The organism is Nakamurella sp. A5-74, assembly GCF_040438885.1.
GTDB lineage: Bacteria > Actinomycetota > Actinomycetes > Mycobacteriales > Nakamurellaceae > Nakamurella.
This window is the reverse complement of sequence record NZ_CP159218.1, coordinates 3,371,363-3,396,493: the sequence shown is the minus strand read 5'-3', so window position 1 is coordinate 3,396,493 and position 25,131 is coordinate 3,371,363. Positions and strand designations below refer to the sequence as shown.

18 protein-coding genes are annotated in these 25,131 nt (G+C 69.5%); 9 read left to right on the top strand and 9 right to left on the bottom strand.

Translation table 11 applies throughout. The annotated features are described in order from the left end of the window. Positions 1–334: 334 nt before the first annotated feature. Together rfbD and ABLG96_RS15655 are read left to right on the top strand one after the other, a co-directional pair. On the top strand, positions 335–1,330 hold the full coding sequence (rfbD, locus tag ABLG96_RS15660) for a dTDP-4-dehydrorhamnose reductase (RefSeq protein WP_353648273.1): 996 nt from the start codon (positions 335–337) through the stop codon (positions 1,328–1,330). Between the two features lie 294 nt (positions 1,331–1,624). After that, entirely contained in the window at positions 1,625–2,998 is a 1,374-nt protein-coding gene (locus ABLG96_RS15655) for a SpoIID/LytB domain-containing protein (protein ID WP_353648272.1), read from the top strand. A gap of 143 nt (positions 2,999–3,141) precedes the next feature. Here ABLG96_RS15655 and ABLG96_RS15650 read toward each other — a convergent pair whose 3' ends face one another. Next, a complete protein-coding gene (locus ABLG96_RS15650; RefSeq protein WP_353648271.1) occupies positions 3,142–6,666 on the bottom strand; it encodes a glycosyltransferase in 3,525 nt (1,174 codons plus the stop codon). An 11-nt stretch (positions 6,667–6,677) separates the two neighbouring features. Then, complete coding sequence (locus ABLG96_RS15645) at positions 6,678–7,064, bottom strand: hypothetical protein (protein ID WP_353648270.1); 387 nt, start codon at positions 7,062–7,064, stop codon at positions 6,678–6,680. 99 nt (positions 7,065–7,163) lie between these two features. Between ABLG96_RS15645 and rfbA the strand changes: the two genes are divergently transcribed. Together rfbA and ABLG96_RS15635 are read left to right on the top strand one after the other, a co-directional pair. Beyond that, positions 7,164–8,081 carry a glucose-1-phosphate thymidylyltransferase RfbA gene (gene rfbA, locus ABLG96_RS15640; protein ID WP_353648269.1) on the top strand — a complete coding sequence of 306 codons (918 nt, stop codon included), beginning with the start codon at positions 7,164–7,166 and terminating at the stop codon, positions 8,079–8,081. After that, positions 8,078–10,186 (top strand): hypothetical protein, encoded by a 2,109-nt coding sequence (locus tag ABLG96_RS15635; RefSeq protein WP_353648268.1) that lies wholly within the window; start codon positions 8,078–8,080, stop codon positions 10,184–10,186. Before rfbA ends, ABLG96_RS15635 begins: the two co-directional genes overlap by 4 nt. An 87-nt stretch (positions 10,187–10,273) precedes the next feature. On the opposite strand, the gene ABLG96_RS15630 is transcribed toward ABLG96_RS15635, so the two are convergent. Beyond that, complete coding sequence (locus tag ABLG96_RS15630; protein WP_353648267.1) at positions 10,274–11,842, bottom strand: hypothetical protein; 1,569 nt, start codon at positions 11,840–11,842, stop codon at positions 10,274–10,276. Positions 11,843–12,151: 309 nt separating this feature from the next. Next, positions 12,152–13,405 carry an MFS transporter gene (locus ABLG96_RS15625; RefSeq protein ID WP_353648266.1) on the bottom strand — a complete coding sequence of 418 codons (1,254 nt, stop codon included), beginning with the start codon at positions 13,403–13,405 and terminating at the stop codon, positions 12,152–12,154. 83 nt (positions 13,406–13,488) lie between these two features. On the opposite strand from ABLG96_RS15625, the gene ABLG96_RS15620 reads away from it, so the two are divergent. From ABLG96_RS15620 to ABLG96_RS15610, 3 genes are all read left to right on the top strand, one after another. Then, positions 13,489–14,151 (top strand): helix-turn-helix domain-containing protein, encoded by a 663-nt coding sequence (locus tag ABLG96_RS15620; RefSeq protein ID WP_353648265.1) that lies wholly within the window; start codon positions 13,489–13,491, stop codon positions 14,149–14,151. Positions 14,152–14,254: 103 nt separating this feature from the next. Further along, positions 14,255–15,472 carry a glycosyltransferase family 1 protein gene (locus tag ABLG96_RS15615; protein WP_353648264.1) on the top strand — a complete coding sequence of 406 codons (1,218 nt, stop codon included), beginning with the start codon at positions 14,255–14,257 and terminating at the stop codon, positions 15,470–15,472. Next, entirely contained in the window at positions 15,469–16,413 is a 945-nt protein-coding gene (locus tag ABLG96_RS15610; protein ID WP_353648263.1) for a glycosyltransferase family 2 protein, read from the top strand. The genes ABLG96_RS15615 and ABLG96_RS15610 overlap by 4 nt, the downstream gene beginning before the upstream one ends. Before the next feature lie 84 nt (positions 16,414–16,497). Here ABLG96_RS15610 and ABLG96_RS15605 read toward each other — a convergent pair whose 3' ends face one another. Further along, complete coding sequence (locus tag ABLG96_RS15605) at positions 16,498–17,844, bottom strand: FkbM family methyltransferase (RefSeq protein ID WP_353648262.1); 1,347 nt, start codon at positions 17,842–17,844, stop codon at positions 16,498–16,500. A gap of 122 nt (positions 17,845–17,966) precedes the next feature. Here ABLG96_RS15605 and ABLG96_RS15600 point away from each other — a divergent pair, with 122 nt between their 5' ends. Both ABLG96_RS15600 and ABLG96_RS15595 read left to right on the top strand, forming a co-directional pair. Further along, complete coding sequence (locus tag ABLG96_RS15600; protein WP_353648261.1) at positions 17,967–18,596, top strand: acetyltransferase; 630 nt, start codon at positions 17,967–17,969, stop codon at positions 18,594–18,596. Continuing rightward, complete coding sequence (locus ABLG96_RS15595) at positions 18,597–19,718, top strand: DegT/DnrJ/EryC1/StrS family aminotransferase (RefSeq protein WP_353648260.1); 1,122 nt, start codon at positions 18,597–18,599, stop codon at positions 19,716–19,718. A gap of 127 nt (positions 19,719–19,845) precedes the next feature. On the opposite strand, the gene ABLG96_RS15590 is transcribed toward ABLG96_RS15595, so the two are convergent. From ABLG96_RS15590 to ABLG96_RS15575, 4 genes are all read right to left on the bottom strand, one after another. Then, positions 19,846–21,531, bottom strand: a complete 1,686-nt coding sequence (locus ABLG96_RS15590) for a hypothetical protein (protein ID WP_353648259.1) — start codon at positions 21,529–21,531, stop codon at positions 19,846–19,848. A gap of 137 nt (positions 21,532–21,668) precedes the next feature. Then, entirely contained in the window at positions 21,669–23,021 is a 1,353-nt protein-coding gene (locus tag ABLG96_RS15585; protein WP_353648258.1) for a glycosyltransferase family 4 protein, read from the bottom strand. Beyond that, positions 23,018–24,055 carry a glycosyltransferase family 4 protein gene (locus tag ABLG96_RS15580; RefSeq protein WP_353648257.1) on the bottom strand — a complete coding sequence of 346 codons (1,038 nt, stop codon included), beginning with the start codon at positions 24,053–24,055 and terminating at the stop codon, positions 23,018–23,020. The genes ABLG96_RS15585 and ABLG96_RS15580 overlap by 4 nt, the downstream gene beginning before the upstream one ends. After that, the gene (locus ABLG96_RS15575) at positions 24,052–25,086 is read right to left on the bottom strand and encodes a glycosyltransferase family 4 protein (protein WP_353648256.1); all 1,035 of its coding nucleotides are present in this window, start codon (positions 25,084–25,086) and stop codon (positions 24,052–24,054) included. The genes ABLG96_RS15580 and ABLG96_RS15575 overlap by 4 nt, the downstream gene beginning before the upstream one ends. Positions 25,087–25,131: the final 45 nt, after the last annotated feature.

The following is a 25,131-nucleotide window of genomic DNA, read 5'->3' as shown; positions in this document are numbered from 1 at the left end:
GGAGGGCCCGAACCTGCGCGGCCCCCGTTCTCCGGAGGACCCGTCGCGGGGAGTGCTCATGCGGTGCAACCTCTCTGCCGGACAGCCGACTGCCCGATGGGCGACGGCGCACTGCGCCGCGGCCCGGCGGCCACCGGTTGGGGCCCAGTTCGCCGGGCGCTGCGACCAGCCGGTGGTGGCTCGTCCGGATCCCAGGGTAGCGATCGCAGCCATGGACTCTCCTGACCGAGAGCAGGCGTGTCCGGTCTCGCGTCCCATGCCGCCTCTGATGTGGCCGACGGATCGGCCGCCTGCAGATTGTTGTCATGGCTGCCGGCACGCTCACAATGGGTCCATGACGAACACCCCCGACGCCGCGTCGGCGCCTGCGTCCGAGACGCTCGAGCCGCTCGAGCTGCCGCGTGCCGGAACCGTGCTGATCACCGGGGCCAGAGGACAGCTCGGGTCGGATCTCGCCCGCCTCGCCGCGGCGAACGGGACGCCGGTGCAGGCGTACTCGTCGGCCGAGCTCGACGTCACCGACCCGGCGGCTGTCCACGAGGCGGTGGCGCGCGCGGCCGCGGCGGATCCGCGCACGGTGGTGATCAACGCCGCAGCCCACACCGGCGTCGATGCCGCCGAGACCGAACGGGACCGGGCGTTTGCGATCAACGCCGACGGTCCCGCGCACCTGGCTGCCGCCACGGCGGCCGCCGGGTTGCGGCTGCTGCACGTCTCCACCGACTACGTCTTTCCCGGCAACGGGACGCGGCCCTATGCGGCGGACGACCCCACCGGCCCGCTCGGGGCCTACGGCGCCAGCAAGCTCGCCGGCGAACAGGCAGTGCTGCAGGGCAACCCGCGCGGCCAGGTGGTGCGCACTGCTTGGTTGTACGGCGCGACCGGACCGAACTTCGTCCGCACGATGGTGCGACTGGCGCTCGGCGACGGCGTCGTCACCGTCATCGACGACCAACGCGGCGCCCCCACCCACGCAGCCGACCTGGCCGTCGGCCTACTGCAACTTGCTGCCGCCGAGCCGGACCGGTCGGACGGGCGCGTCCTGCACGGGACGTCCACCGGGGAGACCACCTGGTTCGAGTTCGCCAGGACGATCTTCGCCGCGGTCGGGGTCGACCCCCAACGGGTCCAGCCGATCAGCTCGGCCGACCGTCCTTCGCCCGCCGCTCGCCCCGCGTACTCGGTACTGTCGAACACGTCGTGGATCGCTGCCGGTCTGACCCCGTTGCCGCACTGGGAGCAGGCCTTCGAGCGGGCCTTCGCGGCCCACCGGGTCGCGTTCGGCGTGCCGTCACGGCGGTCGGGGGAGACGGTCAGCGCGACCGACTGATTCCCGCACAGTGCCGCACGCCTCTGTAGCCGAGGGCGGCGCATCACCTCGGCCCGTCCGAACAAGTTGCCCGGACCACACAATTGCTGCAGGGTGGGTGGCAGTCGGCGTCCGTCCGCGACACGTGTGACGCGGCGTCCGTTGTCGTTCAGTACTGCTCGATGCAGTACTGCTCGATGCAGCACTGCTTGATGCAGCACCACCCGGTGCGTACCGCTCGATCCCGTACCGCGCGATCGAGCACCGCCCGTCCAGCTCTGCTCTGTTCCGCTCCACTCATCTTTGGGGGATTTCTTGTTCAGCACGCTTGCAGGTCCGTACGTTTCCTCCGCTGCGACCGCTGCGACCGCTCGGTCCGCCGATCTCCCGGCGAAGGGCCACCGGCAGCTCGGACGTCGGGCCGGGACTGCAGCAGCGCTCGGTCTGGCCTTCATCTCCGGTCTGCTCGCCGCACCGGCCCAGGCAGCGCCCGCACCGGCAGCGGCCCACGCTGCGCCGGCAGCCTCGTCGACCGCAGTCGCGGCACTCAGCCGGATCACCCTGACCGGCCACGGCTTCGGCCATGGCCGCGGCATGGGTCAGTACGGCGCCTACGGCTATGCCGTCGCGTACGCCTACCCGGCCTCCAAGATCCTGGCGCGTTTCTACGGGGGGACCCGACTGGTCACCAGCCCGGTTGCCGCAGCGTCGCAGAAGATCACCGTCCGGCTCACTGCCTGGGACGGCGTCAACGTCCGGATCACCTCGCCGCACGCCTCCTTCCGTGCCGGCGGAGTGGGGTTCCCGGCCGGCAAGGTCGCCGTCCTGCAGTACTCCGCGACGACGAGAGCCGTCACCGTCTCCTCGACCAGCAGCTGCACCTCGACGTCGGTGTCGCCGCTGGCCCGGATCGATTCCGGAGCGGCGCTCGTCACCTCGTCGGTCGTCGCTCCGGGCGCTGACGTCAGCAAGATGCTCAACGTCTGCGCCGGCAGCGTCCTGAAGGCCTACCGCGGATCGCTGACGTACCGGTCGGTCGACGCCACCAACCCCGGCCGTCGGCTGATCAACTCGGTCGGCGTGGATGACTACTTGCGCGGCGTCGTCCCGCGCGAGATGCCTGCCTCGTGGGGTGACGCCGCCGGCGGCCGCGGGTTCCAGGCGTTGCAGGCGCAGGCGGTCGTCGCCCGTTCCTACGCGCTGGCGTCCCCGCCGCACCGGCCGTACGCGAAGGTCTGCGACACGGCGGTCTGCCAGGTCTACGGCGGTGCCGGCTCCGGTGGCCGGCTGATCGAGGACAACCGCGCCACCCGCGCGGTCTCGGCCACCACCGGCAGGGTGCTGGTCAATTCCTCCGGCGCCATCGCCAAGACAGAGTTCTCCGCGTCGACCGGCGGGTTCTCCGCGGGCGGGGTGTTCCCGGCGGTCTCCGACGCAGGTGACGCCCGTGCGCCGGGCAACATCTACCACTCCTGGACGACCACGGTGCCCACCACACCGCTGCAGGACAAGTACCGCTCGCAGATCGGCGATCTGAAGGAACTGCGGGTCACGAAAAGGGACTCCGGTAATCGCCGGGTGATCAGCGTCCGGCTCTATGGGACCGACGGGCGATACACCGACCCGATCTCCGGTGATGAGATCGCCTCCCTGCTCGGGCTGTACTCGAACTGGTTCACCGTCGCCTGAACGGAACTGGGCTGAACTGGGCTGGGCTGGGCTGATCAGATCTGGACTGCCGAGCAGATGGATCTGCTGACGGCGGTGTCCTGATCGGCGGTGTCCTGATCGGCGGTGCCATGACCGGCTCGATCGAGCCCATGAGGCACCTCTCAGCCGGCGTGCAACCGCCGGTAGGCGTCCAGGATCGACGAGGCATGACGGCGCCAGGTGTAGGGCTGGGCTGCCGCTGCCCGAACGGCGGGCGACGGCGCGGTCGACGGATCCTGTAGCACCGTGGTCGCCGTCGCGACGAAGGCCTCCACGTCGCCGACCGGAGCAGTGAGGATCGCGTCACCGGCGATCTCCCGGAACACCGGGAGGTCCGAGGCCAGCACGATGCTGCCGCAGCGCAGGGCCTCGACGACCGGCATCCCGAATCCCTCCGCCTCGCTCGGCACCAGCACCAGCTGGGCACCCCGGTAGAAGGACGCGAGCAGCGCGTCGTCCACGTCGCGCGGCCGGAGCACCGCGTCCGTCGGCAGCCCGTTCGTGCGCGGAGACGCTCCGCTCGTCGGCAGTGTCGCCGCACCCACCTGCACGAGCACCAGGCCAGGGAACGTCGGAAGCAGCCGGGCGAAGGTCTCCACCAGCACGTCCAGCCGCTTGCGGGGGATGTCACTCCCGACGTGCAGCAGGTACGGATGACCGCCGGTGATCGCGTCCCGCCGGGCATCAGGGGCGTGGTCGGCGGCGACGTCGAAGACCGCGGCAGCACCCAACGGGGCGAGCACCAGCCGGCCCGGATCGATCAGGCCGGTGGCAGTCAGCTGCTCGCCGACGGTACGGGTGGAGTGGAACACCAGCGCCGCTTCGGCGAGGCCTCGCAGGGCGTCCCTGGCCAGGATGCGGGTGAGTGGATGTGCCCGCTCGTCGGGATCCAGTACGGGTGCGAATCCGTCGAGGTCGTGGCAGTAGACACCGGTCCGGGCCGCCGGTAGCCGTCCGACGAGGTGCGCGTAGACGTGGTCGGCGAGGTGGAAGAACCCCGCACCGTCGCCGACCCGATCCGCGCGGAGCAACTGGCCGATCGCCACCGGGTAGCGGGCCACCACCCGGTCGAGGTTGAGCGCGAGGTGCCGGCGCCCGATCACCGGCAGCGAGCGGGCCACCGACGGCATCCGCAGCTGGACGGGATGCAGGCGCACCTGCGCGGGCAGCTCTCGCAGTTCGGTGACGAGCATCCGTCCGCACCGGTCGACGCTGGGCGCCCCCTCCTGTGGTGACTCCAGCACGACGGTCAGGTCGATGGTTCCCGCGTCGGTGGCTCCCGCGTCGGTGGTTCCTGCGTCGGTGGTTCCTGCGTCGGTGGTTCCTGCGTCGGTGGTTCCTGCGTCGGTGGCTCCCGCATCGCTGACTCCCGCATCAGTCCCTCCCGGGACGGTGGCTCCCGAGCGCGCGGCCGCCGGATCCCGCACCATCGAGTCCTGCGCCGAGTCCTGCGCCGAGTCCCACACCCCACCGGCGCCCGGTTCCACCGTGGGGGTGGGCGTGTTCGCGAGCTCCACCAGGAGGGCGGCGAAGACGACTGGCCGATGGGTCGGCAGCTGCGCTGATCCGGCGGCGGCGAGCGCATCGAGTCGGTCGGGTTCGCGCAGTGCCGCGGCGATCTCGGCAGCGGGCAGGACGACGTCGTCGGGCAGGCCCAGCTCGGCCGCTGACCCCGTGGTGGCCGGGACGACGCCGAGGCGGAGCACCCTGGCCGCCGTCACCGGTTCGGCGCGGTCCAGGCGCGCGATCGCCGCGCGCGCGATCCGGGAACCGGCCCGGTCAGTGTCTTCGGCGGCCCGGCCGGTGGCGATACGGGCGTCGGTCGTGAGCTCGTCGCGGACCTCCACCGACACGCGCTCGTGCCGCACCAGCTCCGGGTGCGACAGCAGCGGAGCGGGCGCCGGGGCGCAGATCACCTTCCGCTGGTCGACCCCGAAGGTCTCGCACGCCTCCCGCAGTAAGCCCGCCCGCACCTCGTCGAAGACGACGACCCAGCGCGCGGTGGCCAGCACGGACGCCAGGTGGTGCACGCCGTTCGGCTCCTGCGCGTGCAACAGCTCGCCGCCCGCGATCCGTCCGGCGGACAGCAACCCGACCTCCTCGAGCTCTCGCCAGGGCCCGCTCAGATCGGTGTCCAGCACCACCGCGATGCCGGGGACGCTCATCGCGTGCAACAGGGTCAGCGCGCAGGCGGGCGAGCTCGACAGCAGGTGGACCTGGGTCCGGGTGTCGTCCGGCGAGGTCCCGCGGATCAGTTCCCTGGCCCCGAGCGCTCGCCGGACCAGGTCGCCGCCGCCGGCTTCGACCAGCACCGTGGTGTCGGCCTGACGCGACACCTCGGCGACGACGTCCAGCAGCATCCGGCCGGCTCGGGCGTCGTCCGCGGGGTCGGGGCCGACGAGTTCCAGCCGGGTCGACGGGATCGTCGGGTCCGGCGGAAGCAGGGCGGTCGCGAGGTCCGAGGTGCAGCTGACGAACCTCCCGGCGACCTCGGGCCAGCTGAACCGGCGCAGGACGGCGCCGCGCTGGTCCTCGGTCAGCCGCGGTCGCTGCGCGTCGGGTCCGCACACCCGACGCAGCGCCTGCACCATCTGCGGAACGGACTCCGGATCGAACCAGGCGACCCCGCCGTCGGTGATCTCCCGGAACACCGGGATGTCGGAGCAGGCGACCGGCACCCTGCGCTCCACCGCCTCCAGGACGGGCAGCCCCAACCCCTCGTAGACGGGAGGGAAGAGCACGGCCGTGGCGCCGGCGTACAGCTCGTTCATCTGCTCGCCGCTCACCGGGCCGGTGAACAACACCTGATCGGCCGGATCGCCCGCCAGTGCGGCGCGCTGCGACGCGGTGAAGTCGGACGTCACCACCAGCTGGACGTCGGGATCGGTCGCCGCGAACTCCCGGAACGCCGCCACCGCTCGGCCGTTGTTCTTGCGCACGTCGTTGCCGGTCGGCATCAGCACGTACGCATCGCGCAGGCCGGGGACGGACGCGCGACCGACGGCGTGCGGGATGGGTGCGCCGTCGATGCTGGCGATCCGGTCCGCGTCGATGCCGAGCCCGAGCACGACGTCGTTCGCCACGGTCGCGGAGATGGTGAGGACGCCGTCAGCGACCAGGATGTTGCCCAGCCGCCGCTCGTACTCCGACTGCTTCACCGGGTGCTGCAGGTACAGCTCCGGGAACATCAGCGGGATGAGGTCGTAGACCAGCGCCCACCGAATGACGCCGGCCACGCGGGACGGCATGACCGGCAGGATCGTCCCCTGCATCGGGGACAGCAGCAGGAACCCGAGCGGGTCGCCATCGGCAGTCCGCGTGCGCAGGAAGGTGTCCCAGGTTGCCAGGTTCCGCTTCCGGTGGGAGGCCCCGGCCAGGTCGTCCAGCAGCAACGGCAGCACGGCGATCTCGATGCCGGGCGCCCGCTCGGCGAGCGAGGCGCGGGCGGCCGCATCGGGCAGCGCGTCGGTCAGCACGACCGTCACCGCCAGATCGCTCCGGGTGCCGAGGGCGACGAGCAGCTCGAGTGCGTACTGGCCCATCCCGCGCAGCCGTGCCTCGGTCTGCAGGACCTGACCGTCGATCACCCAGCGGCTCGGGGTCTGCGCCTGTGTCGCGGTTGCCTGTGTCGCGGTCGCATCTGTCACGGTCGCTGGGATCACCGTCCGCGCTCCGCCCGCAGCAACCGCGGCAGGTGCTTGCGCAGCCGGTAGGCCTTCAGGGCGGTCAGGAAGGCGGACGTCGAGAGCCGCCGGAACCCACTGCGCGCAGCCGGCCGGACGCCGCCGCGAGCCAGCGAGGCCACCGTCGCGGTATCGGCCGCCCGGCAGGCGAGCAGGACGGTCGGCAGCGGGGCGCCGGGGGAGGGGACGGCCATCTCGCCGGCGTGGACGCCACCGAAGGACAGTCGCCGATCGATCTCGTCGTGGCTGTCGATGAGCAGCCTCGGCAGCCTCCGCAGCAGACCGCGGATCCCCCGCGAGCGGACCGGAGCCGAGCCCGTCGCGGTCGCGCCGCCGGCCGTCGGTGCCGGGACGGCACTCACCGGTACGCGCGCGTTCGAGCAATGGGCATGGGGCCAGACGCTACCGGAGCTGGACCGGCCGGTCGGGAACGCCGGAGCGGCTGATCTACGATTCGCCCCATGAAGGGAATCGTGCTCGCCGGCGGCGCCGGAACCCGTTTGCACCCGCTGACCAGGGCGGTGTCCAAACAACTGGTCCCGATCTACGACAAGCCGATGATCTACTACCCGCTCTCGGTGCTGATGATGGCCGGCATCCGGGACGTGCTGGTGATCACCACCCCGCACGATGCGCCGTCCTTCGTCCGGCTGCTCGCGGACGGGTCCGCCTGGGGGATGAACATCACCTACGCCAAGCAGGCGGAGCCCAACGGCCTGGCCGAGGCGTTCATCATCGGCGCCGACCACATCGGTACCGACACCGTGATGCTCGTGCTTGGCGACAACATCTTCTACGGCGCCGGGTTCTCGCAGACCCTGCGCCGCGCAGCGGAGAGCCTCGACGGCTGCGTGCTGTTCGGGTACTCGGTGGCCGATCCCGAGCGCTACGGCGTCGGGGTGGTCGACGCCGACGGCAAACTGCTCAGCATCGAGGAGAAGCCGGCCGAGCCGAAGTCGAACCTGGCCATCTCCGGGTTGTACCTCTATGCGAACGACGTGGTCGCGAAGGCGGCCGCGTTGCAACCGTCGGCCCGCGGTGAGCTGGAGATCACCGACCTCAACAACCGGTACGTGGCAGAGGGCCGCGCCGAGCTCGTCGATCTGGGCGCCGGGTTCGCCTGGCTGGACACCGGCACCCACGACTCGTTGCTGCAAGCCGGCCAGTTCGTCCAGGTCCTGGAACAGCGGCAGGGGATCCGGGTGGCCTGCCTGGAGGAACTCGCGCTGCGGCAGGGATTCATCGACGCCGACCAGTGTCGCAGGCTCGGCGAGGAGATGGCGAACACCAAGTACGGGCAGTACATCATCGGGGTGGCCGACGCAGCAGCCGTCACCGCAGCCGCGGCCACCACCGCAGCCGCCACCGCCGTCCGGTGACGTCCGGCGCAGCTGGCCCTGCACTGGCGGAGCCCGTCGAACGGACGACGCGCGGGGCAGGGTGGACCAGCAGGCTCGCCGCGTTCGCGATCCGGCTACCGGACATCCTGGCGGTCCTGGCGCTGGCGGCGATCGTCGCGGTGGCGATCCCGGTCGAGCTCGGCCTGTTCCACCCGTGGGTGGTCGCGCCGCTGTTCGTGGTCGCCGCAGTCGGCGCACTCGCACTCCTGCCGACGATTCCGACACGCCGCGTCGTCGCAGACCGGTGGTGGGTGGTCGGCACCGTGCTTGTGCTGCTGGTCGCGGTTAGTTGGTTCCTGGTGAACCGCGGATACAGCTCGCAGCTGCTCTCGATCCGTCGCGACCCGTCGATCTACACGCTGCGCGGGATCTGGCTGATGGACCACGCGTCGCCCAACACCGACCTGAGCGAGGATTTCCTCCCCCTACGCAAGGCGGTCCCCGATCTGTCGCTGTACCAGGGCGGGGAAACCGGCAAGACCGAGCGCTATCTGCAGAGCACCACGATCGTCCCGGGGTTGATCGCCGTGGCCGGGTGGCTCGGCGGGATCACCTGGTTGCTGCAGGCCAACGTGCTGATCGGGGCCGGCGCGTTGGTCGCCGTCTACACGATCGCGCGACGGTTGGCCGGCCCGCTGTTCGGACTGATCCCGGTGGCGGCACTGGCAGTCTCGATGCCGCTGATGGCCTTCTCCCGGGCGCCGTACACCGAGCCGCTGTCGCTGCTGGCCGTGTCGGTCGGAGCGCTCGGCCTGCTGTGGGGCGCCCGCGGCGGCGGCCGTCGCGGCTGGCTGCTGGGCGGGATCGGGATCGGCCTGGCGGCGATGACCCGGATCGACGGCCTGCTGGTGGTGATCGGCGCCGTCATCGGCATCGGGACATGTGTCGCTCTGGCGGTGGGGCGCGAGCGACGCAAGGAGATGGGCGCGGCTCTGCTCTGGTTCGGTATCGGCGCGGTCCCCACCACCCTGCTCGGGTTGACCGATCTGTTGCTCAACTCGCCCGACTACCTGCACGTCCTGCGTGATCAGGCGTTGGCCCTGTGGCTCGCGCTGGGTTTCGCCACCCTGGTCGCGATCACCGTCCGCTGGCTACCTGCCGCCGTGCGGGACTGGACCGCCTCCCACCGCCGCCGCCTGGCCGCCGTGGTGAGCGCGCTGGTCGGTCTCGTCGTCGTGGTGCTCGCCGCGCGCCCGTTGTTCCTGACCAGCCGGCACACCATCGAGCCGTACGCCACGGAAGTACGGATCCGTCAACAGCGCCAGGGGCTGCCGATCGATCCGACCCGCGCCTACGACGAGCAGACGATCAACTGGTTGGCCTGGTACTTCGGCTGGGCGGTGGTGATCGCAGGTGCGGTCTGTGCCGTCGTCCTGGTGTGGCAGATCATCGCCCGTCGGCGCCGTGACCTGCTGGTCGCGATCGCGCCGGTGGGATTTTCGTTGGTCTACCTGGTGCGGGCCCAGATCACCCCCGATCAGGTGTGGGCGATGCGCCGGTTCCTGCCGGCCGTCATCCCTGGGATCCTGCTGGTGCTCGGTTGGGGCCTGGCTGTCGGCGCCACCGCGCTCACCCGACGGTTCCGGGAGCGCACGACGCCGATCTTCGCGGCGGCGTTGGCACTGTCCGCGGTCGCGGTGATCGTCCCGGCGGCGCTCACCACCCGGCCGATGTTCCCCGTCATCGAGGGCGAGGGTCAGCTCGCCTTCGTCCAACAGATCTGCGCACAGTTGCCCACCGACAAGGTTGCTGTCCTCGGCCCGATCCCGGTCATGGGCTACTACCAGGTGACGGTCAAGAACCTCTGCGGCGTCGACACGGTCGCACTCCGAGCGCCGACGGCGGCCAAGCTGGCTGCCCTGGACAAGGCCTGGGGCGGTGGGGTGACGGCGGTGGTCTTCGACGACACCGGGCTGCCCTGGGCCGACGGCCGGCGTCCCGCTGCTCCCGACGTGAGCGTCGGCTACGAGATGTGGGACACGCCGCTCGGTCATCCGCCGACGGCAGCGGTCCGGGAGAGCACCGTCGCCTACCTCGGCACGATCGACTCGACCGGCGATGTCGTTCCGCTGCACGCTCCCTGACGGTGCAGCTGGGCGCCGGGTAGGCAGGTCGCACCGCAACTGTCGCGACATCGCAGGATCCCACTGGGGTGACGCGGGCGACGGGGGTCACGCGCCGGCGTTGTGCTTCGCCTCGTCGTCCTCGGTCGCAGTTCCGGCTTCTTCGGCCTTCGGACGCGACCGACCGTCGGCGCCCGGAGGCGACGATCTGGGGTTCGTAGCGACGGCTGTCACCACCAGGGCGATGCAGATCAACAGACCGAGCACCGCAGCGAGCGTGGCCACCGCACCGAACACCTCGGCCGTGCCGAGACCCAGTAGTGGCGGTTTCCCCCGGGCGATCTGGAATCGGGTGAACCAGTCGACCGTCACCCTCTGCGTGAGAACCCCGAACACCACGAACAATCCGGCGCCCATGGCCGCTGCGATGGTCACGGCGATGGCACGGGCGCGCGCCCACGGAATCCAACTGGCCAGACCCGCGACGCCCAGACCCAGCGCGATCGTCAGAAGAGGCTCGACGGGCATCAGGTAGCGCTCGTGGCTCCCGACTCCGGCAGCGAGTCCGGCAATCGTCGCCACGATCGTCGCCACCGATACGGCCACCAACGTTGCCCAGAGGATGGCCGTGGACCACCATCGGATCGGGCGCGACCGCACGCTGAACAGGCGCCGATCACGGATCCAGCTGGAGACCACGAGCACCGCGAAACCCGCGGCCAGGACCTTGCCGACCACCCGGATGAAATGCACCCAACTCGATGACGACGGCTTGAGACGCCGTTGGGTGAACAATTGATCCCACTGCGAGCGCAGGTAGATCAGCGAGCCGTCGATGGTGGTCAGACGTGGGTTCGGTTTTCGACCGAACCGTTGCAACAGAGCGTTGCTCGCGGTCGCATCCCCGAACAGGATGATGTTGCGCAGATAGAACCACCCCACGAGGAGTGCAGGGACGGTGCCGACCACCAGGGCGAACCGGATCGCCTGCCCGCGGCTCCGACCCTGGACGAGGCAGATCAACAGGACAGCGACCACGACCACCGCGGTGAGCACCACGCCCGTCGGCCTGGTGCCGGCTGAAGCGGTGCACCACACGGTGATCCAGCCGACCCGCCCTGCTGTCACACCGCGCCGAGCTGCCCGGGCCAGCACCAACAGGGCCAGTCCACCGGTCGCGGTGGCGAAACCGTCGTTGTACGCGAAACCCCCCTGGAAGACGATCGTTGTCATCGCGGCCGTTGCAGACGCACTCACCAGGGCCACGACGGGTCGTCGCGGAAGCAGTTCGAGGGCCAGATGTCCACTGATCAGCACGACCAGCGCCGTGCTGGCCGCACTGATGAACCGCATGGTGAACAGGGCCAGTCCAGGGGTTCCGGTCCAGTCGGCGATCCATACCGCGGGGACGGCGAGCAGGTGGTAGAGCGGTGGATGGTTCGCGGTCCAGATCATCTGTTGCACAGGAAGCGCCACCTGCGCCAGCCAGACGCCGGGAAAGCCGCTGGTGCCGTGGGCGGTGCGGGTGGTGATCGTCGGCGAGACCCACCGGGCCAGGGCTGCGGCATAGGACGCACTGGACGTCTCGTCCACCTCGACAAGAGGCGAACCGATTGCCGTGTACTGCAAGGACTTGAACAGACTTGTGAATGCTGCGAGCAGGATGAAAGCAGCCACCAGCCGATCTGGTTCAGACAGGAATGCCCGAACTCTGGAACCGGATCCCCCCCAGGGCGCGCGTACGACAGTCACTACTCTCCTCGAGATCCCCGGCGTCGTGGTCCACCACCATTCGCGTGCTCACGAAGGCCTCACCCCGCTCCGCACTCCGATCATCGCACAGGAACTCCTGGTCGGGGCGTCACGCTCTCATCCGCGAGTGGACGATCGAGCCTCCCTGACTCAGTGCTCCCGACGGGTCACGGCTCGGAGGGATCGACACTCCGATACCGCGCCAACCCACACCGCGCCGACGATCGCCAGCGCTCAGGCTGTCAGCGCCGGTTCCTGCAATGACGTCCGCCAGAGCGCCGGGCGCGGCACCTCGCGCACGCTGCGGCTGAGCGTCGGGATCAACGCGACGCAGGCCGTCATCCCACCCAGCACGGCGACCGCCGCCGAGCCACCGAGCCCGGCCAACAGCGCGCCGCCCAGCACCGGAGCGAGCGGCATCATGCCCATCGAGATGAACTGGTCCGTCGACTGGACGCGCCCGATCAGCTCCCGCGGCGTGACGGCGATCCGGTACGACTGGATGCCGGCGTTCCCCGCCGGGTTGAGCAGCAGCCCGAGTCCGAGCGCGGCCGCGACCACCACCGGGCTGTCCCAGATCACCATCGGCACCAGCAGCGGGACGAAGCTCCAGGCGATGACGACGGTGAGCCGGCCGGTAGCGAATCGTTCGATCAGCCACGGCGCTCCGATCGCACCGATCAGCCCGCAGGCGCCGGCGACGGAGGAGACCAGCCCGATCTGCCAGGCCGGGACACCGTGCTGGACGAGCCGGAGGATCGCGGCGAAGAACAGCGCGTTGACGGTCAGGTTGGTGAGCGCGCTCCAGCAGAGCATGACGCGGAAGAACGGTCGGGACCGGATGAAATGCAGACCGTCCGCGAGGTCGGCGCGGATGCGCCGCCGCGGCCCGCTGCGCGTGGGGGCGGACAGATCGGTCCTGATCCGTCCGAGCATGACCCAGGACACCGCGAACGTCACCGCGTCGACGGCGAACGGCAGCCAGCGGGTGATCCCGTAGAGGGCGCCGCCCAGCGGCCCGCCGACCAGCGAGGCGACGTGTTGACGCGCCTGGTTCTGGCTGAGCGCCGTCGGCAGCTCCTGCTCGCTGACGACGCTGCGCACAGCGGAGGTCTCCGCCGGCGAGAACAGGCCGGCGGCTGCGCCGGTGAGGACGGCCACCACCAGCAGGTGGGGGAGAGTGAGCACGTCGAGGATCCCGGCGACCACCAGCGACGTGTAGAGCACCACCCCGGCGGCGCTGGAGGTGCGCATCACCCGTAGCCGGTGCAGGCGGTCGGCCAGCACCCCGGCGGGCAGCAACGTGGCGGCAAGTCCGAGCAGGTGCAGTGCTTCGGCCAGGGCGGCGCTGAGTGCGGATCCGGTGAGCGCGAAGGCCAACAGGGGGAAGACGAACATGCTGACGTGACTGCCCAGATCGCTCACGGCCTGGCCGATCCAGAGTGCGGTGAAATCACGGTTGCGGGCGAGGGTGCGGTAGCTGGGCATGATCCGCACTCTATGGTGCGCAACTAATATTGCGCAATAGGAGTTGCGCACTGAACCGTGCGAGGTGCAGCTAGGCTGCGGGCATGAGCGAACCCGGAGCCGAGGTTCGGCACGTCCACGACCCGAAGGTGCTGCGCGCCATCGCACATCCGCTGCGCAACCGGATCCTCACCGAGCTCTCTGCCTCGGGTTCACTGCGGGCCGCCGATCTGGCCCGCGAACTCGACATCCCGGCCAACCAGGCGAGCTTCCATCTGCGTCAGCTCGCCCGGTACGGGCTCGTCGAGGACGATCCGTCGGCGGCCAGGGACCGGCGGGATCGTGTGTGGCGGGTGCCGGTGGGCGGTCTCGCGGTCAATCTGGGGGACATCGAGGCGGCGCCGGGCGGTCGGGCCGCAGCCCAGGTGTTCCGCCGCAATCGTGCTGCCTGGGCGCACCACGCGGTGGACGTTGCCTATGCGGACGAGCGTCCGGTCGGCACCCATCGCTCGATCAGCGACCACGCCCTCAAGCTCACGAAGGCCGAGGCGGACGAGCTGGCCGAGCAACTCGCCGCGCACGTCACGGCGTTCACCGAGAGGATCCGGAACGACGCCGTCGAGCCGGAGCAGCCCGACCAGCAGGACCCCCAGAACGCTCAGCACGAGGGTCGGCGCACCTATCTGCTGCTCTCACTGTTGTTGGTGCATCCCGAGTTGTCATCGGCCGAGACTCCGGGCAGTGCAGGGAAGCAGGCCGCCACGTGATGCGGAGGCAGGCCCGCCCGTTCCGGTAGCGTCCTTCCACGCCGGTCACCCATCGCTGTCAGCGACGCCGCGCCCGTGATCCACGAGAGGAACGCCACCCCCGATGCCAGCGTTGCGCGTGTTGCTCGATGCGACAGCCGTTCCGGCAGCACGCGGGGGAGTCGGTCGGTACGTCGAGGAGCTCGCCGCCGTGCTGCAGCACGAGGTGGAGCTCGTCATCGCCTGCCAGCGACGCGACCGGGAGGTCTTCACCGCCCGGGCGCCCCGGGCGGAGCTCGCAGTGCTGCCGGGCTGGGCGGACCCGCGGCCCGTACGTCTGCTGTGGGAGCAGTTCGGTCTGCCGCTCGTCGCCCGCAGGCTCCGGGTGGACGTCATCCATTCCCCGCACTACACGATGCCGTTGCTCGCCGGTCGCCCCGTCGCAGTCACGCTGCACGATGCGCTGTTCTTCTCCGACCGTGAGTGGCACACCGGTCTGAAGGCCCGCTTCTTCCGCAGCTGGATCAAGCTCTCATTGCGCCGCGCTGCGGTCTGCGTGGTCGATTCCGCCGCGACCGGTGACGAACTCGTGCGGCTCGCCGGGGCCGATCGCGACCAGTTGGTGGTTGCGCACCTCGGTGTCGATCCCGCCCGGTTCCATCCGCCGTCGACCGCCGAGGTCTCCGCCGCCGCGGCGTCGCTGGAGCTCGACGACCGGGGGTGGATCGCCTTCCTGGCCACCCACGAACCACGGAAGAACGTGCCGGCGCTGGTGGACGGATTCGTCCGCAGCTGTACCGACCGTCCGGACCCGCCGGTGCTGGTGCTCGCCGGCGGCGCGGGCTGGGACACCCGGATCGATGGCGCCATCGCAGCTGTCCCCGACCACCTGACAGTCCTGCGACCCGGGTACCTGCCGCTGTCGGTGCTCTCCGGCTACCTGGGCGGGGCGACCGTCGTCGCCTACCCGAGCCTCGGTGAGGGATTCGGCATCCCGGTGCTGGAGGGGATGGCCTGCGGCGCCGCCGTGCTGACCACCGATCGGCTGTCGCTGCCGGAGGTCGGCGGCGACGCGGTGGCCTACACCGAACCGGACGGGCCCGCCATCGGTGCCGCGCTGGACACCCTGCTCGACGATCCGCACCTGCGCTCCGAACTTGCCGCGCGGGCGGTGCGGCGGGCAGCCGACTTCACCTGGGACGGCTGCGCCCAGTCGTGTCTGGCTGCCTACCGCACGGCCGTCGCAGGCCGTCGGGGTCGGGGAATTCGGGGACGCGGAAGTCGGCGTCTCGGTGGTCGGCGTCTCGGAAGTCGCTGGAGAACTGCCGGAGGGGCCGGATGACCGACCCGAGCCGCCCCGACCAGCCACCGCCGCCGGAGAAGACACCGCCCGCCGGTCCGCGGGTGGGGATCGTGGTCATCACCTACTCGCCGGGCGAGACCCTGGACGCGTTCCTGGACTCACTACCGGCGGCCACCACCTCGCCGCCGTTCGTGGTGATGGCGGACAACGGCTCGACCGACGGATCGGTGGAGCGGGCTGCGGAGCGACCAGATGCGCCGACCCTGTTGCGCACCGGCGGCAACATCGGCTTCGGCAGCGCCGGCAACGCCGGTGCGGCAGTGCTTCCCGACACCGTCGAGTACCTGGTGATCGCAAATCCCGATCTGCGCTTCGGCGCCCGCAGCCTCGATCTGCTGGTCGAGGTCGCCGACCGACACCCGGACGCGGCACTGTTCGGTCCTGCCATCCGGACGCCGGACGGCAAGCTCTACCCGTCCGCCCGCCGGCTGCCGTCGATCACCGACGGGATCGGTCATGCGATGGTCGGCTGGCTGTGGCCGCGCAACCCGTGGACCCGGCGGTACCGCGCCGAGGACGACCAGGTCGCACTGCGCGAGGCCGGCTGGCTGTCCGGTGCCTGCCTGCTCATCCGGCGGGAGGCGTTCGAGCAGATCGGTGGGTTCGACGAGCGGTACTTCATGTACTTCGAGGACGTCGACCTCGCCGACCGGATGCACGGCGCGGGCTGGCGCACCCTGTACGCGCCGCAGGCCCAGGTGGAGCATGTCGGCGGGCACTCGACGTCGCGTCATCAGCACCGCATGTTGACCGAGCACCACCGCAGTGCCTACCGCTACCTCGCCGACCGACACTCGGCCCGCTGGCAGGGGCCGTTGCGCCTCGTGCTCAAGGCCGGGTTGGCGGCGCGGACGTTCGTCGCCACCCGCAGCGAACGGGTGGCGGCCGGCGCGGAGATCCAGGGCGAGCCGGAGCTCTGACCGCGTTCGGGTGCCCGCGCCCGGCCGGCCCCAGCGCCGGGTGTGCGCCCGGCCCGCCCCGGGTGAGGGCCTGCGGTCCAGGCCTCAGTGCGGGAGCCGCCCACCCACCGCGCGCAGCGCCTTGGTGACACGCCAGGACGTGGAGTTCTTGATGTCGACGATCTCCTGACGGGCAGCAGCCTCCGACGCCCGCGCCGCGTCCAGCTCCGGCACGGACGTCTCGCGGTAGGCGCTGAAATCGGCCCAGGTGCTGACTGCCTTCGTGCGCCAGGTGAGCGCCGATGCCTCGGCCTCTTCCAGCTGCTCCTGCAGGCGCTCGACGCGGGCGCGCAGCTCCTCGCGCTCCTGCTGCATCGTCGTCTGCTCCTGCTGCATCGCCGTGTGCTCCTGCTGCATCGCCGTGTGCTCCTGCTGCATCGTCGTTTGCTCCTGCTGCATCGCCGTGTGCTCCTGCTGCATCGCTGTGTGCTCCTGCTGCATCGCCGTCCGCTCGTGCAGCAGGTCGTCGCGGTGGGCGGTCAGATCGGCATTGATCTTCTCGAGATGGGTGAGCGCCTGCCGCACCTCGGCGAGTTGCCGGGAGCCGGTGTCCACCTGCTCCTTCAGCCACGCCTGTTCGTCCCGCTGGGCGTCGGCCGTCTGTCGGAGCTGCTCCTGCAGGGCGTCGTTTCGGGCGTAGATCTGGGCCAACTCGTGCCGCTGGTCCGGGACCTGCAGCGCGTTGTGCAGCGCGAGCGGGATGCTGTTGTCCATGATGTTCGCCGGAACGCTGAGCGCATCCAACAACTCGAGATGCTCGTCGGCGACATAGAACCGGGACAGCCCGTCGAAGAGCGCGAAGGTGTACCCCTGCGACGTGAGCGTCGATTCCCAGTGATCCCAGGCCGGCTCCGCAGTGTGCGGGGCGAGCGACTCGATCACCATCACCCACGGGCGGTACCTGCTCAGGTCCAGGCTGTTCAGGACGTTGAGCTCGGCGCCCTCGACATCCAGGTTCATGAAGTGGATCGGGAGGCCGTCCCACCCCGCCTCGTCGAGCAGCCGGGTGAGTCGTCTGGCCGGGACGATGATGTTCCGGACCTCGCGGGCGCCGCTCGCCAGGTAGGCGTCGGCGACGTCGGACCGCAGACTGGAGAGACCGGTGTCCGGCACCATGTGCAGCTCGATCTCCTCGACGTCCGCGTCGGTGACCGCTGCCTGCACCACGATGTCGCCGTCCCGACTGTCGCGATGAGCCTGTGCATAGGACTCGATCGGATCGATCGACATGCCGCGCCAACCTCGATCGTGGAACGCCTTCGTCACCGAATCGACCGTCGGATCGTTGGCCCCGACGTCCAGGTAACGCCCCTGGGTGATGTGCGACAACGCTCGGTACAGCACCACGTCCTCGCGGTTCTGCGCATATGACACGAATGGCTCCTGCTGCATCACAGGATGATATCTCCCGGGTCGGAATGTCCGACGACGCGGCACACGGATCGCTGGAGGGTCGCGGTGCTGTCGCGCTCCCAGGCGTGACTGCCGGCGGGTGACCGTAGGATCACCTCCCGATGACGAAAATCGTGGTGATCGGCACCGGCGGACACGCCCGTAGTTGTCTGGACGTCATGCTCACCGCCGGGCTCGACGTGCTGGGCGCTGTCGGGGATCCGGTCAGCGGCGCCGACGGCGGTCGGCTGCAGATCCCGGTGCTCGGCGGCGACGAGATCCTCCCGGCGCTGCTCCGGCAGGGCCATCGCACTGCGTTCGTGGCGGTCGGGGCCAACCGGGTGCGGGCCAGGATCACCGCGCAGATGCAGGCCCAGGGGTGGGAATTCGCTACAGTGATCGCGCCGTCGGCGCATGTCGCCGCGACCTCGACCGTCGGGCCGGGAAGTATCGTGATCAGCGGTGCCGTCGTGGGTCCGTACAGCACGATCGGCGCCGGCGTCATCATCAACACCATGGCGTCGGTCGACCACGACTGTGTGCTGGGGGACTTCGCCCATGTCGCTCCGGGGACCCACCTGGCCGGCACGGTCTCGGTGGGCACCGGAGCGTTCCTGGGTGTCGGGGTCTCGGTGATCCCGGGCAGCACCATCGGGAGCTGGGCGACGGTCGGAGCAGGCGGCACCGTGATCGGCGATGTCGAGGACGAGAGCACCGTGGTCGGGGTACCGGCACGGTCGAAGGAGCGCTAAGTGAGCAGTCCCGCACGGATCCAGATCGCCGCACCGCATCTGAACGGCAACGAGTCCAAGTACGTCCAGGAATGCATGGACACGGTGTGGATCTCCTCCGCCGGTCACTTCGTCACCGACTTCGAGCAGGCCTTCGCGCAGTTCTGCGAGGTCGAGCACGTGATCGCCGCCAACAATGGCACCACCGCACTGCACCTGGCCCTCGTTGCGCTCGATCTGGGGCCGGGGGACGAGGTCATCGTCCCGACGCTCACCTACATCGCTTCGGCCAACGCGGTCACCTACACCGGGGCCACCCCGGTGTTCGTCGACTCCGAGCCGGACGGCATGACGATCGACGTCGAGGACGTCCGCCGCAAGATCACCCCGCGGACCAAGGCGATCATGCCGGTGCACCTGTACGGCCACGCCTGCGACCTGACATCGCTGAAGGCGCTGGCGGACGAGCACGGCATCCCGATCGTCGAGGACGCAGCGGAGGCGCACGGCGCCCGTGCCGACGGCAAGCGGGTCGGCTCGGTCGGCCTGGTCAATTCCTTCAGCTTCTTCGGCAACAAGATCATGACCACCGGGGAGGGCGGCGCGGTCACCACGAACGACGCCGAGCTCGCCGCGAAGCTGCGGCTGCTGCGCGGCCAGGGCATGGATCCGCAGCGTCGCTACTGGTTCCCGGTGGTCGGCTACAACTACCGGATGACGAACATCCAGGCCGCCATCGGTCTGGGCCAGCTGGAGAAGATCGACGAGAAGCTGGCCATCCGCAAGGACCTGGCGGCCTGGTACGACGAGCGTCTGGGCGCTCAGCCCGAGGTCACCATTCCCAAGCCGCCGGCCTGGAGCGAATCGGTCAACTGGCTGTACACGGTGCGGGTCGACGTCCGGACGTCCGAGGCGCGCGATCGGCTGATCGAGTTGTTGGAGGCCGACGGGATCGAGAGCCGTCCGGTGTTCTACCCGATGCATCAGCTGCCGCCGTACCTCGACGAGCAGGCAGTGTTCCCGGTGGCCGATGCGATCTCCATCGGCGGGATCTCACTGCCGACCCACACCCAGCTCACCGAGTCGGACATCGACCGGATCACCGAGCGGCTGCTGCACCACCTGCCTGCCGTCCGCAGCTGACCCACGCCAGCAGCTGCACCATGCGGGCCCGCCCACGGACCATGGAGCGCGTCCCGTCCGGGCCGGGTTTGGGGGCGAGTTGCTCCGTACCTGGAAGGCGGAAGTAGAACGGTGGTGCCGTGCCGACCTATCGGCCCCTGGTCCACAACACGATCTCCCGGCCCGGCACCTTGTATGCCCGGGTGAGGCCGATCGCGTCTCCCTTGAAACGGGGTGAAGCCGCAATGACGCTGGCGGAGTCCGGCGGAGCCTGCCGGGTGCTGTCGAACTGTTCAATAGTGGCGTCGTTCGCGAAGTAGGCGAAGTTGAGCCTGGCGACGATGTTGGGGACACCGCCGCCGGCCATGGAGGAGTCCCAGGCGATCCGCTCGGTCCGCGTCACCAGGGGCACGTCGAACGCCGCTCCGGCCCGGTATCCGAAGTCGTCCGACTTCTGCGCGATCGACGTGACTGCCGATACCGACAAGGCCACACCCGACACCGTGATCAGCGCAACGACGGCGGCACGGGATCGCCGGCCCGGCCGGATGACGACGCCACAGCACACCGCGAAGAACACCATCGCGACCAGGGTGATCGGAACCTGGTGCACCCTGCTGATGTTGCCCGGTATCCAGGACGCGAGAGTGCTCACACCCGGGATGGGAAATGGTCGGGGTGGTGTGGACGTGTCGAACCGGTTCAGACCGATTCCCACCAGGACCGTCAGCACCCCGGCCAGGGCGATGGTCGCGCCACGGAGGATCCAGATCGTCCGGTCCGGCGTCCTGAGCATCCCCACTACGCCGAAGGCGATCAGTACCGGCATGAGTGCTGCGACATAGCGGCCGTACACCAGGTAGTCCGGGCTCCGGGTCGGTGCGGAGACGAGCAACACAGCAGCAGACCCGATCGTGAACGCCGCACCCGCACCGGTCACGAGAACCGCAGCGGCCAGCCTCGTGGTCCGGAGCGCCTTGTCCCCTGTCAGTGCCAGGTGCCAGGCATGCAGGACCCCGTACAGCGCGAGCAGACCGCTGGCGACCGCGAGATACCACACCTGACCCGAGGTGCTGAAGGCCTGGTCGGCAAGACCGGTGCCAGGCCTGTCGGAACCACCGTTCACGGGTATGAGGCTGGACAGGGAACGGCCCGGATAGTTCGCTCGCATCGTGATGACGTTCAGCCAGAGCCCGACTCCGAGCGCCACGACAGCGGTACCTGCGCACACCAGTACCGGGAGCAGACCGATCTTCCGCATGAAGGCCAATCCCACGACACCACCGACCGCCACCAGGATCAAGCCGCGTGGGTGGGTGGCGCCGAGCAGCCCGAACGTCACGCCCAGGCAGACCGCGGAGAGGTATCCCTGGCGAACTGCTCCGAATCGCACCACCCTTACTCCCATCCAGACCCACAGGATGAGAAGACAACTGAACAACGATTCGGTGAGGACGTAATCGGACCAGAAGACCGAGTCGACACACACGGAGGCAGCAACGGCTGCTGCCAGGCTCCGGGCCTGGGACACGCCCACCTCGCGGCACAGTGCGTACAGCAGCGGAAGGACTACCGCGGACACCAGCGCCTGGACCACCAGCGCCAGTTGGTAGATGGTCACCGGGTCGCTGCTCAACCAGTACGCCGGCACGATGAGGAGGGACGAACCCGAGTAGTAGTAGGTCGCCGTCGACAGATCGATCGGCGGGCCCCCGGCCAGTACCCGAGCGTTGGCCAGGTACCCGATCTCGTCGGCGACGACGATGGGACCGGTCCGGCTCAGCGACAGCAAGATGCGGAATCCCGCGGCGAGACAGAAGAGGAGCACCAGCACTGTCCTGATCCGACGATCGGATCTCAGGAATGGGGACAGCGCCCCGCTCTCGAATCGATCCAGCGCTCTCGCGTTCATCGTCCCCCTGATTTACTGGTGTTCTGTCTCTCGAGCCGCCCCCCGGACGTGCGTTGCTGTCAGTGCCTGGTCGCGCCACTCGAGCGACCGGGTGAATAGATCTCCTCGGCCACCACTGGCTCGCCGGAGAACAGTTCGGCGGCGTCCTGGGCGATCGACATGGTGATCTCGTCCTGCGGACCGAAGCCCAGCGAGTACAGCGTGCGGCTGAGCATGTCCACCAGGTCGCGCCGCCGCTGGAAGCTTCCGACCTGGGGGAGCACCTCCGCGATCCCCCGGCTGTAGGTCTCGGCAGTGTGCTCCGTCGCAACGAACCGCGCCGCGCGGACGCCGAACTCACGGGCGGCTGCCGGATCGTCGACCCAACTGCGCAGGACACTGGCGATGTCATCGGCGACCGGCGGGACGGAGATCCGCTGCACGGTGTCGTCCGGGACCTCGGCGTAGTGACCGCCGTCGACGGTGAGCACCGCGTGGCCGTAGGACATGGCGTCCAGCAGGGCTGCGCTGGCCGCCTCGCCGAACGGGAAGCGCAGCACCGTCGAGATCAGCGCACGCCGGCGCAGTTCGTCCATCACGTCGTCTTCGACCCTGCCGAGCAGGTGCACCGAGTCCTGCAGCGAGCGGTCGGCCACGAGCTCGCTGAGGGCCTCGAACGCCTCGTCGGTGCCGTAACCGCAGATCACCAGCTGGGCCCGATCGGCGATGCCCGCGTCGTCGAAGGCCTCGATGATCTTCTCGATGTGCTTGTTCCGGTTGGGCACTCCGGCCTGCAGGATGATGGTCCGGTCGTCGATCCCCGGCAGCTCGGACGGCTGCGGATTCGCCAGCGGCTCGCGCGGCAGCGGCAGCACCCAGACATCGCCCGCGTAGCCCTCACGGACCCGGGCGGCGGCCCACTCGGAGTGGGTCACCACCGCGGGCGCGTTCTCGAGCACCGGCTCGATCATCGGGTAGCGACGGATGTTCTCCGGATCGCCGACGAACTTCAGCTCGTCGGCGCGGAGCGCGGCGGAGGCGACTGCGGCCTCCGGGCCGTACCAGCGGACGAACTCCGTGCGGGCGGCGTCCTCCGGTCCGTGCACCAGATCGGGTAGCAGCAGGTGGATGAGCGACACGTCGTGCAGTACGACGAGGCCCGGCACGGTGCGTAGGAGTCGCATCTGCGCGGAGTGGTTGGCGGGGTTGTCGCCGATGTTGTAGACGACATGGTCGTACTCACCGAGTTGCTGTTCGGCATCCGCACCCAGCACGAACCCGTTGTCCGGGACGCTGCGCCCACCGGCGCCCTCCGGGTGGAAGATGTCGACGTCCCAGCCGAGGGTTTCGCGCATCGACGTGACCACCTGGGCACTGAACTGCCCGATCGCGCTGGGCCGGCTGAACGGGGTGCACCAGGCCACCGATGTCATGAGGTCAACCTCTCGATCACGTTGTCCCAGGACAGGTTCATCTTCTCCACCAGCCGTTTGCCCTCCCGGCCGAGACGACGGGCGTCGTCGGCGGAGGCGGCGAGCAGGTCGATCTTCTCGGCGAGGCTCTCGGCGGTCGGCTCGGCGACATACCCGCTGATGCCGTCCCGGACGAGTTCGAGCACGCCGCCGGCGTCGTCGGTGGACAGCACCGGCCGCTGCGCCAGCATCGCCTCGGCGGTCACGTAGCCGTAGGAGTCCTCGTCGACCGGCAGATAGGCCACGGCGCGGGCACCCGAGATCAGGTCGATCTTCTCCTCGTCCGAGATGAACCGAGGGATCAGCGTGATCCGGTCCTGCAGCTCGTGCTTCGCGATCACGTCCTGGATCTTGGTCAGCTCGCCCGGGGTCTCGGGTGAGCCGGCGATCACCAGCCGCAGCGACGAGCGGCTGTGGGCCATCGCCTCGGCCAGCAGCGCCTGTCGTTTGCCGCCGGACACCCGGCCGATCGCCAGCAGATAATCGCCGTGCTCGCCCGAGCGGAAGCTCTCCGGGTCGCCCAACGGGGCGTGCAGCACCTCGGAGTCGAAGCCGTTGTGGGTCTTGAGTCGCTTGCGGGTGACAGCGGAGTTGGTGAAGATCTGGCGGGCCTGCCGGAAGGCGTGGTCGTCCGCGGCGTGGATCGACTGCCGCAGTGCTTCGCCCTCCGGTGTGTTCGGCACGTCCTGGTACGGGGTGCCCCACAGCTCGTACACCTGGCGGAACTGGTGCAGCAGCCATGGCACCTTGTTCTGGTGCGGGACCAGGTAAGCCGGAAACTTCAGCGGGATCACCAACTCCACCTCCGGCATCAGGAGGGTGGCCGCGGCGAACATCGACTGCGAGATCGCCAGCGGAGAATGCCAGCGCAGCGGCACCTTGACGTGCTCGGTGGCGTGGCCGCGCTTGCGAAGCTCTGCCACCAGAGTGTCGGCCAGGTGCTCGGCCCCTCCCCGCAGGAACGGCACAGAGGTGTTCAGAACGACGATCTTCATCCGAGCAGCCTCTCCACGATGTGATCCCAGGAGATGTTCATCCGTTCGACCTGTTCCTGCTGGGCGGCGCCCATCCGAACGGCTTCCTGCTTGTCGGTGTACAGCCGGTCGAAGGCAGCGGCGAGCGATTCGGGAGTCGGGTCGGCGACCAGCCCGTTGACCCCGTCCTTGACCAGCTCCAGCGACCCGCCGGCATCGGTGACCGTCACCAGCGGCTTCCGAGCGGCGACCGCCTCCAGCCCGACGAAGCCGTAGCTGTCCTCGTCCAGCGGGATGTAGATCACGCCCAGTGCACCGGCCTGCAGCTCGTCCTTCTCCGTGTCCGAGACCACTCGGTCGAGGTAGGTCACCTTGTCCTGCAACGACAGTGCGACGATGGCCTCCTTGATGGAGTCCGCGTAGGCGTCGTGCCCACTGCCGCCGGCGATGGTGAGCCGGACGTCGGTCCTGGTGTGTTGCATCGCCTGTACGGCGAGCAGCTGTCGCTTGTGCGGGACCACCCTGGACACGTACAGCAGGTGATCGCCGAAGGGGCCCGTGCTGTGCGTGACGCCTTCTCCGAGCGGCGGGTACAGCACCTCGGAGTCCAACCGGTTGTAGCGGGTCAGCCGGTTGGAAATGGTCTGCGAGTTGGTGAACAATCGTTCGCACTCCCGCAGGGCGACGTCGTCGGAGGCGAAGTTCAGCCGGCGGAACTCGGCCCCGGAGCCGTCGTCCGGTACGTCCGGGTAGGTCTCCCACAGGTCGTAGGAGAGCCGGTGGTGGTGCAGGAACCAGGCGACCTTGGAGTGGTGCCGGATCAGGTAGCTCGGGGTACGGACCGTGATCAACCGGTCACCGTGGCCGGTGAAGTCCCAGTTGCGCAGACCCAGGATCTGCTGCGGCAGGTCGGTCGGTGAACCCCAGAGCGGGATCTTGTACATCTCGACCTGGTGCCCCCGGTTGACCAGCGCTTCCTCCAACCAGTCGACGAGCAATGTCGCCCCGCCGTAGGAGAAGGGTGTGATCGTGGTGGCGATGATGACCTTCATCGTCTGCAATCCTCGTCCTGATGCGTCTGCCGGTGGCGCGGTGAG